This is a genomic window from Klebsiella sp. JB_Kp004 (assembly GCF_040065795.1).
Lineage (GTDB): Bacteria > Pseudomonadota > Gammaproteobacteria > Enterobacterales > Enterobacteriaceae > Klebsiella > Klebsiella quasipneumoniae.
In genome coordinates this window covers 1-14,599 of the sequence record NZ_JBEAKW010000048.1, presented here as the reverse complement: position 1 = coordinate 14,599, position 14,599 = coordinate 1, and the positions used below count along the sequence as shown (strand labels likewise).

The following is a 14,599-nucleotide window of genomic DNA, read 5'->3' as shown; positions in this document are numbered from 1 at the left end:
AGAAGGAAATTCTGTCCGCATAAGCGCAAATATTGTTAAGAATTGAGCGCGCGGGCAACCGCCTCGCGGGCGCCGTGCATCGCCAGCTGCTGCCAGGCGGCGCGGATCCCGGCGACAAACTGCGCGTTGCGCGGCAGGTCGCGGCCAAATATTTCCTCCAGACCCAGCAGGGCGTCAACGCGCTGCTGCTCATCGCCCTGCGCCACCCGCTGCTGGATCTTGTCCACCAGCGGATCGCGGACGTCGATGGCCTGACCGGCATCGTCCGTACCGCTGACGTAGCGCATCCAGCCGGCTACGCCGAGGGCCAGCAGCGGCCAGCGGCTGCCGCGCTCAAGATGCACGCGAATACCGTCGAGCATACGCTGGGGCAGCTTCTGGCTGCCGTCCATGGCGATTTGCCAGGTACGGTGTTTGAGCGCCGGGTTGCTGAAGCGCGCGATCAGGCTGTCGGCATAGGCCGCCAGATCGACGCCGGTAATGGTCAGCGTCGGGGCCTGTTCGTCAAGCATCAGCTGGCGGGCGGCGCGGCGGAAGACCTCATCCTGCATGCAGTCGCTGACGTGCGCATGACCTGCCAGATAGCCAAGCCAGGCGAGGAAAGAGTGGCTGCCGTTGAGCATCCGCAGCTTCATCTGCTCCCAGGGCAGCACGTCGTCGGTCATCTGCACGCCCGCCGTCTCCCAGGCGGGGCGCCCGGCGACAAAGTGGTCTTCGACCACCCACTGAATGAAGGGTTCGCAGCTGATGGCGCAGGGATCTTCCACCCCCAGCACGGCGGCGATTTCCGCCAGCGACTCCGCGGTGGCGGCGGGAACAATGCGATCCACCATGGTGCCCGGGAAGCTGACGTTGTCGGCGATCCAGCTCGCCAGCGCCGGACTGCGTTTTTCCGCCATGCCGAGGACGGCATTTTTCACCACGTGGCCGTTGTCGGGAATGTTATCGCAGGAGAGCACGGTAAAGGGCGGCAGGCCCCGTTCCCGGCGGCGCGCCAGCGCTTCAACTAAAATACCGGGAGCCGACTGCGGCAGCGTCGGATTTTCCAGATCGTGAACGATACGCGGATGCGTCGGATCCAGCTTGCCGGTCGCCGGATCGATGCAATAGCCTTTTTCCGTGATGGTCAGCGAGACAATCGCTACCTGCGGCTCGCAAAATTTCTCGATAATCGCCGCCAGCGAATCGAGCCTGGCGTTCAGGCATTCGTGCACCGCGCCGATAACAATGGGCTGATTACCGTCGGCGCCTTTTTCCAGTACGGTAAACAGGTGGTCCTGTTCGCGAAGCTGGCTCATCAGCGTATCGCCGCTGAACAGACTGATTTCGCAGATCCCCCAGTCGCCGCCGATGTTATTCAGCACGCGATCGGTCAGCAGCGCCTGGTGCGCGCGATGAAACGCGCCAAAGCCGAAATGGACAATACGCGAGCGGAGCTGGCTGCGATCGTACTGAGGACGTTGCACGTTTTCCGGTAGCGTAGCGGTTGCAATTGTTGTCATTCTTTACACACCTGTTTAACTGCTTATTAACATTGCCAGTCTAAAGTTATATGACAGGAAATTAAATTGGTAAGCCGAAATTATCCGCTGACTGTGAGCTGGATCAATCAATGCGCCGGCTCTGTTTGCAGCCTGACGAGAAACATGTATGGTAGTCGTCATGATTGTCGCCATTATTGGTATAACAACTTTTGTGAGGGCATAGCGATGGAGCAAACCTGGCGGTGGTATGGGCCGAACGATCCGGTATCGCTTGATGATGTACGACAGGCGGGGGCGACCGGGGTCGTCACTGCGCTGCACCATATTGCAAACGGTCAGGTCTGGCCGGTCGACGAGATTAAAGAGCGTCAGGCGCTGTTAGCGGCGAAAGGGCTGACCTGGTCGGTGGTCGAAAGCATTCCGGTGCACGAGGATATTAAAACCCACAGCGGGCAGTATACGACCTGGATTGCCAACTATCAGCAGAGCATCCGCAACCTCGCGGCCTGCGGCATCGATACCGTATGCTACAACTTTATGCCGATCCTCGACTGGACGCGCACCGATCTGGAATATGAGCTGCCGGACGGCTCCCGGGCGCTGCGTTTCGATCAGATCGCCTTCGCCGCCTTTGAGCTGCATATCCTCAAACGCCCGGGGGCGGAAGCGGATTACAGCGAAGAAGAGCAGCGCCAGGCCGAGGCGTATTACAAGGCGATGAGCGAAGCGGACATTGAGAAACTGACCCGCAATATCATCGCCGGCCTGCCGGGGGCGGAAGAGGGCTACACCCTCGACCAGTTCCGCGCGCGCCTGGCGGAATATGACCACATCGATAAAGCGCAGCTGCGCGAAAATATGGCCTATTTCCTGCGGGCCATCGTACCGGTGTGCGAAGAGGTGGGGATCCGACTGGCAGTGCATCCGGACGATCCGCCGCGGCCGATCCTGGGCCTGCCGCGTATCGTGTCGACCATCGAAGATATGCAGTGGCTGAAAGAGACAGTGGACAGCATCAATAACGGCTTTACCATGTGCACTGGATCCTATGGCGTCCGCGCCGATAACGATCTGGTGAAGATGGTGGAGACCTTTGGCGATCGCATCCACTTTACCCATCTGCGCGCCACCTGCCGCGAGGCGAACCCGAAAACCTTCCACGAGGCGGCGCACCTTAGCGGCGACGTCAATATGGTGGCGGTGGTGGATGCGATTCTGCGTGAAGAGCAGCGGCGTAAACAGGCCGGCGATCTGCGCCCGATCCCGTTCCGTCCGGATCATGGTCATCAGATGCTGGACGATCTGCGCAAGAAAACCAACCCAGGCTATTCGGCGATTGGCCGTCTCAAGGGGATGGCGGAAGTGCGCGGCGTGGAGCTGGCGCTGAAGATGACCAAATACCCTGAACTGCTGTAATCGCGGCAACGGGGATAACAAAAAGGACAGCCAGCGGCTGTCCTTTTTTCTGGTCAACTCGTCACGGAAAATTAATCCGCGCGGCCCATATAGCGGCACTCTTCGATATGAATGCGGATTTTCTCACCGGTGGTCAGGTATTCCGGCACCTGAATCACCAGGCCGGTGCTCATGGTGGCGGGCTTGGTGCGGGAGCTGGCGGATGCCCCTTTAATACCCGGCGCGGTTTCGATAATTTCCAGGTCCACGGTCTGCGGCAGCTCAAGCGCCAGCAGCTGGCCGTCCCAAGTCAACACCTGCATATCCGGCATGCCGCCTTCCGGAATAAACTGCAGCTCTTCTTCGATCTGCTCTTTCGTGAAGGTGTAAGGGGTATAGTCTTCTTTATCCATGAACACGTATTCGTTGCCATCGACATAGGAGAAGTCAACGAAACGGCGGGTCAGGGTCACGGTATCGACGATATCGTCGCCTTTGAAGCGCTCTTCTACTTTCAGGCCGGTACGCACATCGGAGAAGCGCATTTTATACAGTGTCGCAGCACCGCGGGCGCTGGGTGACTGAATATCGATATTTTTCACAATCAGCAGCTTGCCGTTGTAATTCAGCACCATACCTTTTTTAATTTCATTCGCTCTTGGCATTGCAGTAATCCTGTCACTTAACGAGTCAAAAATATCGCGTAAAACTACTCGCGCCCGGGCGTTCAGGCAAGTGGAATTCGCGAGTTTTGCTATCTTCTGGCAAAACGTTTAGGCTGTGGCGCAAAATGAGCGTTTGGGAGCTGGGTTGTGGAATGTCGTACTGATTGTGGCGCATGTTGCATCGCCCCCTCTATATCCTCGCCGATCCCCGGCATGCCGCAGGGCAAGCCGGCCAATACCCGCTGTATTCAGCTCTCCGAGCACAATCTGTGCCTGATTTTCGGCTCCCCACTGCGTCCGAAGGTGTGCGCCAGCCTGCAGCCCTCGCCGGAGATGTGCTTCACTCATCGTGATGACGCCATCACCTGGCTGCTGGAGCTTGAGCTGGCCACCGCGCCTTGAGCTTAAAGCAGCAAATGAGACAGGTTTTTGATATGTGTATACCGATTATTTTGCCCATGTGTCGATTATGCGCAAGGTGCTGCTGCGCATGACCAGCTGGCTGCATTATCTCTATCTGGATCACTAATCCGCACTGCCCGGCTCCGGCCGGGCAACCTTATCTATACGTCCCTGATCCGCCACAGGCAGGCCTGCGTGGCGATCCCCATAACCAGCGCTATCCAGAACACCGCATGATAGCTCCAGATCTCTGCCACCACGCCCGCCAGTGAGCCGGCGATGATCCAGCCGACGCGGGTGGTATTGGTGTAGAGGGTGGTGGCCGCGCCCGCCTGCCCGGGCATCAAATCCTGGAAATAAAGCATGCCAATCCCGGCGAGGATCCCGATATAGATGGCGTTCAGCACCTGCATCGCCAGCAGCAGCGCCGGCGTATGCACCGTCAGCATGCCCACATAAAACAGCACCCCAGCCACCGCGGAAAGGCGCATCAGAAAGCGTTTACCGAAGCGCCGGGCGTAGTAACCGGCAATCAGCATGGTGGGAATTTCCAGCCCGGCGGCGGTCCCCATCATCAGGCCGGCCAGCTTCTCCGGCAGATGCAGCTCGTTAATGATAAACAGCGGCATATTAATGATGTACAGGCTGTTGGTGCCCCACATCAGCGTGCAGATGCTGAACAGCAGCAGCGCATCGCGGCGGTGCGTGCGCGGGGCTTCCAGCCGGCCAGTCGCCACCGCCTTCGCTTTGCGCATGCTGGGCAAGAACAGCCAGACCATGATCCCGCAGACGATAAACGCCGCCGCGGCGCTGAGGTACATCGCGGTAAAGCCAAACCCCATCGCCAGGGCATAGGCCAGCGGGGGACCAATCACCCATGCCAGCGAGACCTGGGCGCGCAAAATGGAGCTGAACATCACCGCTTCGCGGCCGGTTTTGTCGGCATGCTCGCGCGCGAGGGCGAACATCTGCGGGTTGGCGGTCGAACCAAAGCTGCTAAGGAATACGCCGATGAACAGCAAAATGAAATAGTTCCGGTTCCAGGCAAACAGCACGCAGGCCAGCACCCCCAGCAGGCAGCAGACGACAATCAGCTGCTTGCGATCGCCCTGACGGTCAGAACGTCCGGCGAGGAACTGGCTGACCAGAATGCCGATGACGGCGCTGCCGGTAAAAAAGAAACCCACCATCGCCGGGCGGACATGCACTTCATTGGTTAGAAACAGGCTCAGGGTCGGCGTCTGCAACGCCCCGGCAATGCCCGTCAGAAAGGCGACGATCAGGAAGGCGGAAGAGGTGACATCGAACCCGCGTCGGGGGAGGGCGGCGCTTCGGTTTTCCATGTGTTTGGTTTTCTGTAGTTTCAGGAGACGGCGCGGAGTTTACGCCTGCTGGCTGAAAATAAACAGTAGTATGGCACGAATAATTAAAAAGGCGTTTCAAAATAGAGGGTTCAGCAAAAAGCTGACGGTTACCGCGGCCAGGCGCCAGGGCTTCAGCAAAAGTGTGCAGTACCTCTAAGTTCTGCAATCAAGTCGCTGACGTACCTTGCGCGTTGAGCAAGAAAGGTACAGAATTCTTGAAACGTTTCAGCGTCATTCGGCATATCGTTCACCGTCAGATGGCGCCTTTTTTCTCAAGTTAGCTGAAACGATTCAATTCAGCAGGAGAGGAGAACCATGTTCCAGTTATCTGTGCAGGATATTCATCCCGGCCAGCAGGCCGGTAATAAAGAAGAGGCCATCCGGCAGGTCGCCGCCGCGCTGGTCAGCGCCGGCAACGTGGCCGATGGCTACGTGAACGGCATGCTGGCGCGCGAGCAGCAGACCTCCACCTTCCTCGGCAACGGGATCGCGATCCCGCACGGCACGACGGATACGCGTGACCAGGTGCTGAAGACCGGCGTTCAGGTGTTTCAGTTCCCGCAGGGCGTCACCTGGGGCGAAGGGCAGACCGCCTATGTGGCGATCGGGATTGCCGCCAGCTCAGATGAACACCTCGGCCTGCTGCGTCAGCTGACCCATGTACTGAGCGATGACGCGGTCGCCGCCCAGCTGCAGTCCGCCACCACCGCGGAAGAGCTGCGTGCGCTGCTGATGGGGGAGAAACAGAGCGAAGCGCTGAAGCTGGACAACGAGACCCTGAGTCTCGACGTCGCGGCCAGCGATCTGCTGACCCTGCAGGCGCTGAACGCCGCGCGTCTGAAAGAAGCAGGTGCTGTGGATTCCGCCTTCGTTAGCCACGTCATTAACGATACGCCGCTGAACCTCGGTCAGGGTATCTGGCTGAACGACAGCGCCGAAGGCAATCTGCGCAGCGCCGTGGCGGTCAGCCGCGCCGCCACCGCCTTCACCCGCGACGACCAGCCAGTTTCCCTGCTGGTCACGGTGGCGATGACCGACGATCAGCCAACCGCGGTGCTGAACCGCCTGAGCAAGCTGCTGCTGGACAAGAAAGCTGACCATCTGCTGAAAGCCGACGCCGCCACCGTGCTGGCGCTGCTGACCAGCGACGACGCGATTGCCGAAGATGTGCTGAGCGCCGAATTCGTGGTGCGCAATGAGCACGGCCTGCACGCCCGTCCGGGCACCATGCTGGTCAACACCATTAAACAATTTTCCAGCGACGTCACCGTCACTAACCTCGACGGTTCCGGCAAGCCGGCCAACGGCCGCAGCCTGATGAAGGTCGTGGCGCTGGGTGTGAAAAAAGGTCACCGTCTGCGCTTTACCGCGCAGGGTGAGGATGCGCAACAAGCGCTGGATGCGATTGGCGAAGCGATCGCCGCAGGCCTTGGGGAGGGCGCATAAATGAGCAGACGTGTAGCAACCATTACTTTAAACCCGGCGTACGATCTGGTGGGCTTCACCCCGGAGATCGAGCGCGGTGAAGTGAACCTGGTGCGTACCACCGGCCTGCACGCCGCCGGGAAAGGCATCAACGTGGCGAAAGTGCTGAAAGATCTTGGCATTGACGTCACCGTCGGCGGCTTCCTGGGGAAAGACAACCAGGATGGCTTTCAGCAGCTGTTCAGCGAGCTGGGGATCGCCAACCGTTTCCAGGTGGTGCAGGGGCGGACCCGCATCAACGTTAAGCTGACGGAAAAAGATGGCGAAGTGACCGATTTCAACTTCTCCGGCTTTGAAGTGACCACAGGCGACTGGGAACGCTTCGTCAACGACTCCCTGAGCTGGCTGGGGCAGTTCGATATGGTCTGCGTCAGCGGCAGCCTGCCGTCCGGCGTCAGCCCGGAAGCCTTTACCGACTGGATGACCCGTCTGCGCAGCCAGTGCCCGTGCATCATTTTCGACAGCAGCCGCGAAGCGCTGGTTGCCGGACTGAAAGCGGCGCCGTGGCTGGTGAAACCGAACCGTCGCGAGCTGGAGATCTGGGCTGGCCGTAAGCTGCCGGAGATGAAAGACGTTATCGACGCCGCCCATGCGCTGCGCGAGCAGGGGATCGCCCACGTGGTGATTTCCCTGGGCGAAGAGGGCGCGCTGTGGGTGAACGCCTCCGGCGAGTGGATTGCCAAACCGCCTTCAGTCGAAGTGGTCAGCACCGTTGGCGCCGGCGATTCGATGGTCGGCGGCCTGATTTACGGCCTGCTGATGCGTGAATCCAGCGAGCATACCCTGCGCCTGGCGACCGCCGTCGCTGCCCTGGCCGTCAGCCAGAGCAACGTCGGGATCACCGACCGTACCCAGTTGGCCGCGATGATGGCGCGCGTCGACTTACAACCCTTTAATTGACAGCAGGAGAGGCATAATGAAAACGCTGCTGATTATTGATGCCGGACTCGGACAGGCGCGCGCCTATATGGCGAAAACCCTGCTGGGTGCCGCAGCGCCAAAAGCGCACCTTGAACTGATTGATAATCCGAACGACGCCGAACTGGTGATTGTTCTCGGGTCGGCGCTGCCCACTGACAGCGCGCTGAACGGCAAACAGGTCTACCTCGGCGATATTAATCGCGCCGTGGCGCACCCGGAGCTGTTCCTCAGCGAAGCCAAAGGCCACGCGACGCCGTACGCGGCGCCTGCCGTCGCGGCAGTCCCGGCGGCCACCGGCGGACCGAAACGTATTGTCGCGGTCACCGCCTGTCCGACCGGCGTTGCCCATACCTTTATGGCGGCTGAAGCCATTGAAACCGAAGCGAAAAAACGCGGCTGGTGGGTGAAAGTGGAAACCCGCGGCTCCGTCGGCGCGGGCAATGCTATCACCCCGGAAGAGGTGGCCGAGGCGGATCTGGTGATCGTCGCCGCCGATATCGAAGTCGACCTGGCGAAATTCGCCGGCAAGCCGATGTATCGCACCACCACCGGTCTGGCGCTGAAGAAAACCGCCCAGGAGCTGGACAAAGCGGTGGCTGAAGCCAAACCGTACCAGCCTTCCGGTAAACCTCAGGCTGCTGGCGAAGGTAAAAAAGAGTCGGCGGGCGCCTACCGCCACCTGCTGACCGGCGTCTCCTACATGCTGCCGATGGTGGTGGCGGGCGGCCTGTGTATCGCGCTCTCCTTTGCCTTCGGGATCAAAGCGTTTGAAGTGAAAGACACCCTCGCGGCGGCGCTGATGCAAATCGGCGGCGGCTCGGCCTTCGCGCTGATGGTGCCGGTGCTGGCGGGCTTTATCGCCTTCTCCATTGCCGACCGTCCGGGTCTGACCCCGGGTCTTATCGGCGGTATGCTGGCGGTCAGCGGCGGCTCCGGCTTTATCGGCGGGATCATTGCCGGTTTCCTTGCCGGTTACGTGGCGAAAGCCATCAGCACTAAGCTGAAACTGCCGCAGAGTATGGAAGCGCTGAAGCCGATCCTGATCATTCCGCTGGTCTCCAGCCTGATCGTGGGCCTGGCGATGATCTACCTGATTGGTAAACCGGTCGCCGGTATCCTCGCCTGGCTGACCCACTGGCTGCAAACCATGGGCACCGCCAACGCGGTTCTGCTGGGCGCGATCCTCGGCGCGATGATGTGTACCGACATGGGCGGCCCGGTGAACAAAGCGGCCTATGCCTTCGGCGTTGGCCTGCTGAGTACCCAGACCTACGCGCCGATGGCGGCGATCATGGCGGCCGGTATGGTGCCTCCGCTGGCGATGGGTGTCGCGACGCTGGTTGCCCGCAATAAGTTCGACAAAGGGCAGCGGGAAGGGGGTAAAGCCGCGCTGGTTCTCGGCCTGTGCTTTATCTCTGAAGGGGCGATTCCTTTTGCCGCCCGTGACCCGATGCGCGTGCTGCCTTGCTGTATCGTCGGCGGCGCGGTAACCGGCGCTATCTCGATGGCGATTGGCGCGAAACTGATGGCGCCGCACGGCGGGCTGTTTGTTCTGCTGATCCCGGGGGCGATTACGCCAGTGCTGGGTTACCTGCTGGCGATTGTTGCCGGGACGCTGGTGGCGGGCCTCTCCTACGCGGTGCTGAAACGCCCGGAAGCGCAGGTAGCGGAAGTCGAAAAAGCGGCATAATCTCTCCGCAATAAAAAAGGGCCGACTGTTCGGCCCTTTTTTTATGTCTCTATTTACGCCACTTCAGCGATCTGCTGCGCCCGCAGCCAGGCAATCTCTTCCGCCCAGATATCCGGGTTGATGGTTTCCAGAATCAGCGGAATGCCGTCGAAGCGGTTGTCCTGCATGATCCAGCTGAAGCAATCGTGGCCGATGTTGCCTTCCCCCAGACTATGGTGACGGTCGACCCGGCTGCCGAAGGCGCTCTTGGCATCGTTGAGATGCATGCCGCGCAGATACTGAAAGCCGACGATACGGTCGAAGTCGGCAAAGGTCTTCTCGCAGGCTTCGGCGCTGCGCAGGTCATAGCCGGCGGCGAAGGCGTGGCAGGTATCGATGCAGACGCCGACGCGGGTTTTATCTTCCACGCCGTCGATGATGGCCGCGAGGTGCTCGAACTTAAAGCCCAGGTTGCTGCCCTGGCCGGCGGTATTTTCGATAACCGCGGTGACGCCTTCGGTCTTCGCCAGCGCGATATTGATCGATTCGGCGATGCGCGCCAGACACTCTTCCTCCGGGATCTGCTGCAGATGGCTGCCGGGGTGGAAGTTGAGCAGCGTCAGCCCCAGCTGCTGACAGCGGGTCATCTCATCGATGAAGGCGTCACGGGATTTTTCCAGCGCCTCTTCCACCGGGTGGCCGAGATTAATCAGGTAGCTGTCGTGCGGCAGGATCTGTCCGGGGCCAAAGTGATACTTTTCACAGGCGGCTTTGAATTCGGCGATCGTCTGGTCGCTGAGCGGCGCGGCGCGCCACTGGCGCTGATTTTTGGTGAAGAGGGCGAAGGCGGTTGCTTCTATTTCGGCGGCGCGAATGGCGGCATTGGCCAGTCCACCTGAGGCGCTCACGTGCGCTCCTACGTATTTCATAAAAAAACTCCAGTTAAAGCCGCTGGGGGGTGGGTAATGATAGCGGCTTAACTGGAGAAAGATGTAGTGCTTTATGCCATCAGGCTGTGGATGGCGACGTTAATGGCCCCGCCGCCGACAATCAACCAGACGAACAGCATCAGCGCCATCAGCAGCGGTTTCGCCCCGGCTTTTTTCAGCGCGCTGACGTGAGTGGTCACCCCAAGAGCGGCCATCGCCATCGCCAGCAGGACGGTATCCAGCGTCACCAGCATCTCCACGACCGCTTTCGGCAGCAGATGGAAGGAGTTAAACACTGCCACCAGGATGAACATAATGGCAAACCACGGAATGGTGATTTTGCTTTTCTCGCCGTTACCCGCCGGGGTCAGCTGTTTAACACGCGCCGCCAGGAACAGCAGGAACGGGGCCAGCATCATCACGCGCAGCATTTTAGCGATAACCGCGGCGTTCTCCGCATCCGGGCTGACCGCATGGCCGGCGGCGACGACCTGCGCCACTTCATGCATGGTGGAACCCATATAGATCCCGTAGGTCTCCGGGGTAAACCAGTGCGCCAGCAGCGGATACATCGCCGGGTAGAGGAAGATAGCGATGGTACCGAAGATCACCACCGTGGCGACGGCGACGGTCACTTTACTGGCTTCGGCTTTGACCACCGGCTCGCTGGCGAGCACTGCCGCCGCGCCGCAGATGCTGCTGCCGGCGCCGATCAGCCAACTGGTGTGCTTATCGAGCCCAAACACTTTCTGGCCCAGGAAGCAGGCAATGAAAAAGGTGCTGGAGAGCGTCAGAACGTCAATCAAAATACCGCTCACGCCGACGTCGGCAATCTGGGCGAACGTCAGGCGGAAGCCGTAGAGGATGATCCCCAGGCGCAGCAGATACTGTTTGGCGAAGATCACCCCGCCGTCGCAGGGCTGCCAGATTTTCGGATAGACCGTGTTACCGACGACCATCCCGAACAGGATAGCGAGGGTCAGGGCGCTGAAGCCCGCCCCGGCGATGGCCGGGAAGCTACCGGCCCACAGGGCGGCGCCGGTCAGGGCGGCAGTCAGCGCCAGGCCTGGGACAAAATGCCACAGGGAACGATGTTTGGTGGGTAAAGTGAGTGCTGTCATAACCTTCTCCTTTGTCTGCCTAAAGGTTACGCCGCGCGGGATTAAATATAAAATTGATTATATGTTTATAATCAATCGTAATAAGTGGTTAATGGCCGCTTCGCTGGCGACAACGGGGCTGGGGAGTGAGGCGCGCAAGCGAGCTTCTCTTGTCAGCAAGACGATGATTTTGTGACGTAAGGGGATTTTCATTCCGTCAGCCGCCTCGATTTGTGTCACCATAGTAAGGAAGGTTATTCAGACTGGATTACTAAACGGGTGGGTTATGCATATTACGCTGCGGCAGCTGGAAGTGTTCGCCGAAGTCCATAAGAGTGGGTCGACCACTCAGGCGTCACAGATGCTGGCGCTTTCGCAATCGGCGGTCAGCGCCGCGCTGACCGATCTGGAAGGGCAGCTTGGTGTACAGCTGTTCGACCGCGTCGGCAAGCGGCTGGTGGTCAATGAGCATGGACGGCTGCTCTATCCGCGCGCCCTGGCGTTGCTGGAGCGGGCCCTGGAGATCGAGCAGCTGTTTCGCGGCGACAACGGGGCGATTCGGGTCTACGCCAGCAGCACCATCGGCAACTATATTATGCCGGAGATCATTGCCCGCTATCGCCATGACTTCCCGGATCTGCCGGTTGAGCTGAGCGTGGGCAACAGCCTGGACGTGATCAACGCCGTTGCCGACCTGCGGGTGGATTTCGGGCTGATCGAGGGGCCGTGCCATGCCGCCGATATTATCGCCGAGCCGTGGCTGGAAGATGAGCTGGTGGTGTTTGCCGCGCCTGACTCGCCGCTGCTGGCGGGGGAGGTGACCCTGCAGCAGCTGGCCGAGGCGCCGTGGATCCTGCGCGAGCATGGGTCTGGCACCCGGGAGATTGTCGATTACGTTCTGCTGTCGCATCTGCCGGCGTTTCATCTGGGGATGGAGCTGGGCAACTCGGAGGCGATCAAACACGCGGTGCGCCATGGGCTGGGGATCAGCTGCTTATCGCGGCGGGTGATTGCCGAACAGCTGGCCTCCGGCACGCTGGCGGAGCTGAAAGTGCCGCTGCCCCGGCTGACGCGCACGCTGTGGCGGATCCACCACCGGCAGAAGCATATTTCCAAAGCATTACAACGTTTTCTGCAGTATTGCCAGGTGTAGCGATCCGGCTTTATCGCCTGATAAAAGGGGGGAATTTGCTGGCAATTCCGCAGGTTAGTGCTTTACTAATAATTTGCGGTCGATCATGAAGCTCTCTTATAACTTTGCATTTGTACCGGATGGAACCCCGATCGTCTGCTACAATCGCGCCTCATTTTTTGGATGGATAGCATTATCACATGGTTTCGGAAACTAAAACCACAGAAGCGCCCACGCTACGTCGTGAACTAAAGGCGCGCCACTTGACCATGATCGCCATCGGCGGTTCCATCGGTACGGGTCTTTTTGTTGCCTCTGGCGCAACGATTTCGCAAGCAGGTCCCGGCGGGGCGCTGCTGTCTTATATTCTGATCGGTCTGATGGTCTATTTCCTGATGACCAGCCTGGGCGAACTGGCGGCGTTTATGCCGGTGTCCGGTTCCTTCGCCACCTACGGGCAGAATTATGTTGAAGAGGGCTTCGGCTTCGCGCTGGGCTGGAACTACTGGTACAACTGGGCGGTAACGATCGCCGTTGACCTCGTGGCCTCGCAGCTGGTGATGAGCTACTGGTTCCCTGACACCCCAGGCTGGATCTGGAGCGCCTTGTTCCTCGGCATTATGTTCCTGCTGAACTGGATCTCGGTGCGCGGCTTTGGCGAGGCGGAATACTGGTTCTCGCTGATCAAAGTGGCCACCGTCATTATCTTTATCATCGTCGGCGTGATGATGATTGTCGGTATCTTCAAAGGGGCGCAGCCTGCCGGCTGGAGCAACTGGGGGATCGCGGATGCGCCGTTTGCCGGCGGCTTCTCGGCGATGATCGGCGTGGCGATGATTGTCGGCTTCTCCTTCCAGGGCACCGAGCTTATCGGTATTGCCGCCGGTGAGTCTGAGAACCCGGAAAAGAACATTCCGCGCGCGGTGCGCCAGGTCTTCTGGCGTATCCTGCTGTTCTACGTCTTCGCGATCCTGATTATCAGCCTGATCATTCCGTATACCGATCCGAGCCTGCTGCGCAACGACGTTAAAGATATCTCCGTCAGCCCGTTCACGCTGGTCTTCCAGCACGCCGGTCTGCTGTCGGCGGCGGCGATCATGAACGCCGTTATCCTGACGGCCGTTCTGTCGGCGGGTAACTCGGGGATGTACGCCTCTACGCGTATGCTGTATACCCTGGCCTGCGACGGCAAAGCGCCGCGCATTTTCTCGAAGCTGTCGCGTGGCGGCGTACCGCGCAACGCCCTGTATGCGACCACCGTTATCGCGGCGCTGTGCTTCCTGACTTCGATGTTCGGTAACCAGACGGTGTACCTGTGGCTGCTGAACACCTCGGGGATGACGGGCTTTATCGCCTGGCTGGGGATTGCCATCAGCCACTATCGTTTCCGTCGTGGCTTCGTCCTGCAGGGTAACGATATTAATAATCTGCCGTATCGTTCCGGGTTCTTCCCGCTGGGGCCGATCTTCGCCTTCGTGCTGTGCCTGATCATCACCCTCGGACAGAACTACGAAGCGTTCCTCAAGGACACCATTGACTGGGGCGGCGTGGCGGCGACCTACATCGGTATTCCGCTGTTCCTCGTCATCTGGTTTGGGTACAAACTGGCGAAAGGCACCCGCTTCGTGCGCTACAGCGAAATGACCTTCCCGGACCGCTTTAAGCGTTAATCTTCGCTATTGTGCGATAAAAGCCCTCTGAAAAGAGGGCTTCATCGTGCTGGCCAGGTGCAATCTTCAGGAATTGCCCGGCGGCGCTGCGCTTGCGCGGGCCTACAGATATTTGCGTAACTGTTTGATATTTCAACTTTTCGTAGGCCGGGTAAGGCGAAAGCCGCCACCCGGCAGACAGATGAGTACGATAACGAAAACAGGTTTGTCATCGCCCGGAAGCCCTCTGAAAAGAGGGCTTCATCGTGCTGGCAAAGTGCAATCTTCAGGAATTGCCCGGCGGCGCTGCGCTTGCGCGGGCCTACATATATCTGCGTAACTGTTTGATATTGCAATTTTTCGTAGGCCGGGTAAGGCGAAAGCCGCCACCCGGCAGACATATG

Annotated in this window: 13 protein-coding genes and 1 pseudogene; 8 read left to right on the top strand and 6 right to left on the bottom strand. The window is 59.6% G+C overall.

Going from position 1 to position 14,599, the window contains the following annotated elements:
• Positions 1 to 35: 35 nt before the first annotated feature.
• Complete coding sequence (locus tag ABLX76_RS22180; RefSeq protein WP_348875305.1) at positions 36 to 1,502, bottom strand: fructuronate reductase; 1,467 nt, start codon at positions 1,500 to 1,502, stop codon at positions 36 to 38.
• A gap of 207 nt (positions 1,503 to 1,709) precedes the next feature.
• Between ABLX76_RS22180 and uxuA the strand changes: the two genes are divergently transcribed.
• A complete protein-coding gene (uxuA, locus tag ABLX76_RS22175) occupies positions 1,710 to 2,900 on the top strand; it encodes a mannonate dehydratase (RefSeq protein WP_101992854.1) in 1,191 nt (396 codons plus the stop codon).
• Between the two features lie 71 nt (positions 2,901 to 2,971).
• On the opposite strand, the gene yeiP is transcribed toward uxuA, so the two are convergent.
• Positions 2,972 to 3,544 (bottom strand): elongation factor P-like protein YeiP, encoded by a 573-nt coding sequence (gene yeiP / locus ABLX76_RS22170; protein ID WP_002912951.1) that lies wholly within the window; start codon positions 3,542 to 3,544, stop codon positions 2,972 to 2,974.
• Between the two features lie 147 nt (positions 3,545 to 3,691).
• Here yeiP and ABLX76_RS22165 point away from each other — a divergent pair, with 147 nt between their 5' ends.
• Together ABLX76_RS22165 and ABLX76_RS22160 are read left to right on the top strand one after the other, a co-directional pair.
• A complete protein-coding gene (locus ABLX76_RS22165; protein ID WP_023290454.1) occupies positions 3,692 to 3,946 on the top strand; it encodes a YkgJ family cysteine cluster protein in 255 nt (84 codons plus the stop codon).
• 34 nt (positions 3,947 to 3,980) lie between these two features.
• A pseudogene (locus ABLX76_RS22160) lies at positions 3,981 to 4,073 on the top strand (hypothetical protein); the annotation flags it as partial.
• Positions 4,074 to 4,107: 34 nt separating this feature from the next.
• Here the strand turns inward: ABLX76_RS22160 and setB are convergent.
• The gene (gene setB, locus ABLX76_RS22155; RefSeq protein ID WP_032453530.1) at positions 4,108 to 5,289 is read right to left on the bottom strand and encodes a sugar efflux transporter SetB; all 1,182 of its coding nucleotides are present in this window, start codon (positions 5,287 to 5,289) and stop codon (positions 4,108 to 4,110) included.
• 336 nt (positions 5,290 to 5,625) lie between these two features.
• Here setB and fruB point away from each other — a divergent pair, with 336 nt between their 5' ends.
• From fruB to fruA, 3 genes are read left to right on the top strand one after another with little or no spacing between them, the layout of a single operon-like run.
• Complete coding sequence (gene fruB, locus ABLX76_RS22150; RefSeq protein ID WP_023290452.1) at positions 5,626 to 6,756, top strand: fused PTS fructose transporter subunit IIA/HPr protein; 1,131 nt, start codon at positions 5,626 to 5,628, stop codon at positions 6,754 to 6,756.
• Positions 6,757 to 7,695: a 1-phosphofructokinase gene (gene fruK, locus ABLX76_RS22145; protein WP_348875303.1), complete on the top strand. Its 939-nt coding sequence runs from the start codon at positions 6,757 to 6,759 to the stop codon at positions 7,693 to 7,695.
• A 16-nt stretch (positions 7,696 to 7,711) separates the two neighbouring features.
• A complete protein-coding gene (gene fruA / locus ABLX76_RS22140) occupies positions 7,712 to 9,406 on the top strand; it encodes a PTS fructose transporter subunit IIBC (protein WP_348875301.1) in 1,695 nt (564 codons plus the stop codon).
• A 53-nt stretch (positions 9,407 to 9,459) separates the two neighbouring features.
• On the opposite strand, the gene nfo is transcribed toward fruA, so the two are convergent.
• On the bottom strand, positions 9,460 to 10,314 hold the full coding sequence (nfo, locus tag ABLX76_RS22135; RefSeq protein ID WP_023290450.1) for a deoxyribonuclease IV: 855 nt from the start codon (positions 10,312 to 10,314) through the stop codon (positions 9,460 to 9,462).
• 71 nt (positions 10,315 to 10,385) lie between these two features.
• The gene (locus ABLX76_RS22130) at positions 10,386 to 11,435 is read right to left on the bottom strand and encodes a YeiH family protein (protein WP_044524219.1); all 1,050 of its coding nucleotides are present in this window, start codon (positions 11,433 to 11,435) and stop codon (positions 10,386 to 10,388) included.
• A gap of 265 nt (positions 11,436 to 11,700) precedes the next feature.
• Here ABLX76_RS22130 and yieE point away from each other — a divergent pair, with 265 nt between their 5' ends.
• Positions 11,701 to 12,567: a DNA-binding transcriptional regulator YeiE gene (gene yieE, locus ABLX76_RS22125; RefSeq protein ID WP_004201638.1), complete on the top strand. Its 867-nt coding sequence runs from the start codon at positions 11,701 to 11,703 to the stop codon at positions 12,565 to 12,567.
• 179 nt (positions 12,568 to 12,746) lie between these two features.
• On the top strand, positions 12,747 to 14,216 hold the full coding sequence (locus tag ABLX76_RS22120) for an amino acid permease (protein WP_023290447.1): 1,470 nt from the start codon (positions 12,747 to 12,749) through the stop codon (positions 14,214 to 14,216).
• A gap of 41 nt (positions 14,217 to 14,257) precedes the next feature.
• On the opposite strand, the gene ABLX76_RS22115 is transcribed toward ABLX76_RS22120, so the two are convergent.
• Positions 14,258 to 14,599, bottom strand: a 342-nt coding sequence (locus tag ABLX76_RS22115; RefSeq protein ID WP_348875299.1) for a hypothetical protein, incomplete at its 5' end; no start/stop codon positions are given.

Excerpts from the sequence above, each read along its gene's own strand:
- ABLX76_RS22120 (WP_023290447.1), top strand. The coding sequence starts at position 12,747 with ATGGTTTCGGAAACTAAAACCACAGAAGCGCCCACGCTACGTCGTGAA.
- ABLX76_RS22180 (WP_348875305.1), bottom strand. The coding sequence starts at position 1,502 with ATGACAACAATTGCAACCGCTACGCTACCGGAAAACGTGCAACGTCCT.
- setB (WP_032453530.1), bottom strand. The coding sequence starts at position 5,289 with ATGGAAAACCGAAGCGCCGCCCTCCCCCGACGCGGGTTCGATGTCACC.
- nfo (WP_023290450.1), bottom strand. The coding sequence starts at position 10,314 with ATGAAATACGTAGGAGCGCACGTGAGCGCCTCAGGTGGACTGGCCAAT.
- ABLX76_RS22130 (WP_044524219.1), bottom strand. The coding sequence starts at position 11,435 with ATGACAGCACTCACTTTACCCACCAAACATCGTTCCCTGTGGCATTTT.
- yeiP (WP_002912951.1), bottom strand. The coding sequence starts at position 3,544 with ATGCCAAGAGCGAATGAAATTAAAAAAGGTATGGTGCTGAATTACAAC.
- fruB (WP_023290452.1), top strand. The coding sequence starts at position 5,626 with ATGTTCCAGTTATCTGTGCAGGATATTCATCCCGGCCAGCAGGCCGGT.
- fruK (WP_348875303.1), top strand. The coding sequence starts at position 6,757 with ATGAGCAGACGTGTAGCAACCATTACTTTAAACCCGGCGTACGATCTG.
- fruA (WP_348875301.1), top strand. The coding sequence starts at position 7,712 with ATGAAAACGCTGCTGATTATTGATGCCGGACTCGGACAGGCGCGCGCC.
- uxuA (WP_101992854.1), top strand. The coding sequence starts at position 1,710 with ATGGAGCAAACCTGGCGGTGGTATGGGCCGAACGATCCGGTATCGCTT.
- yieE (WP_004201638.1), top strand. The coding sequence starts at position 11,701 with ATGCATATTACGCTGCGGCAGCTGGAAGTGTTCGCCGAAGTCCATAAG.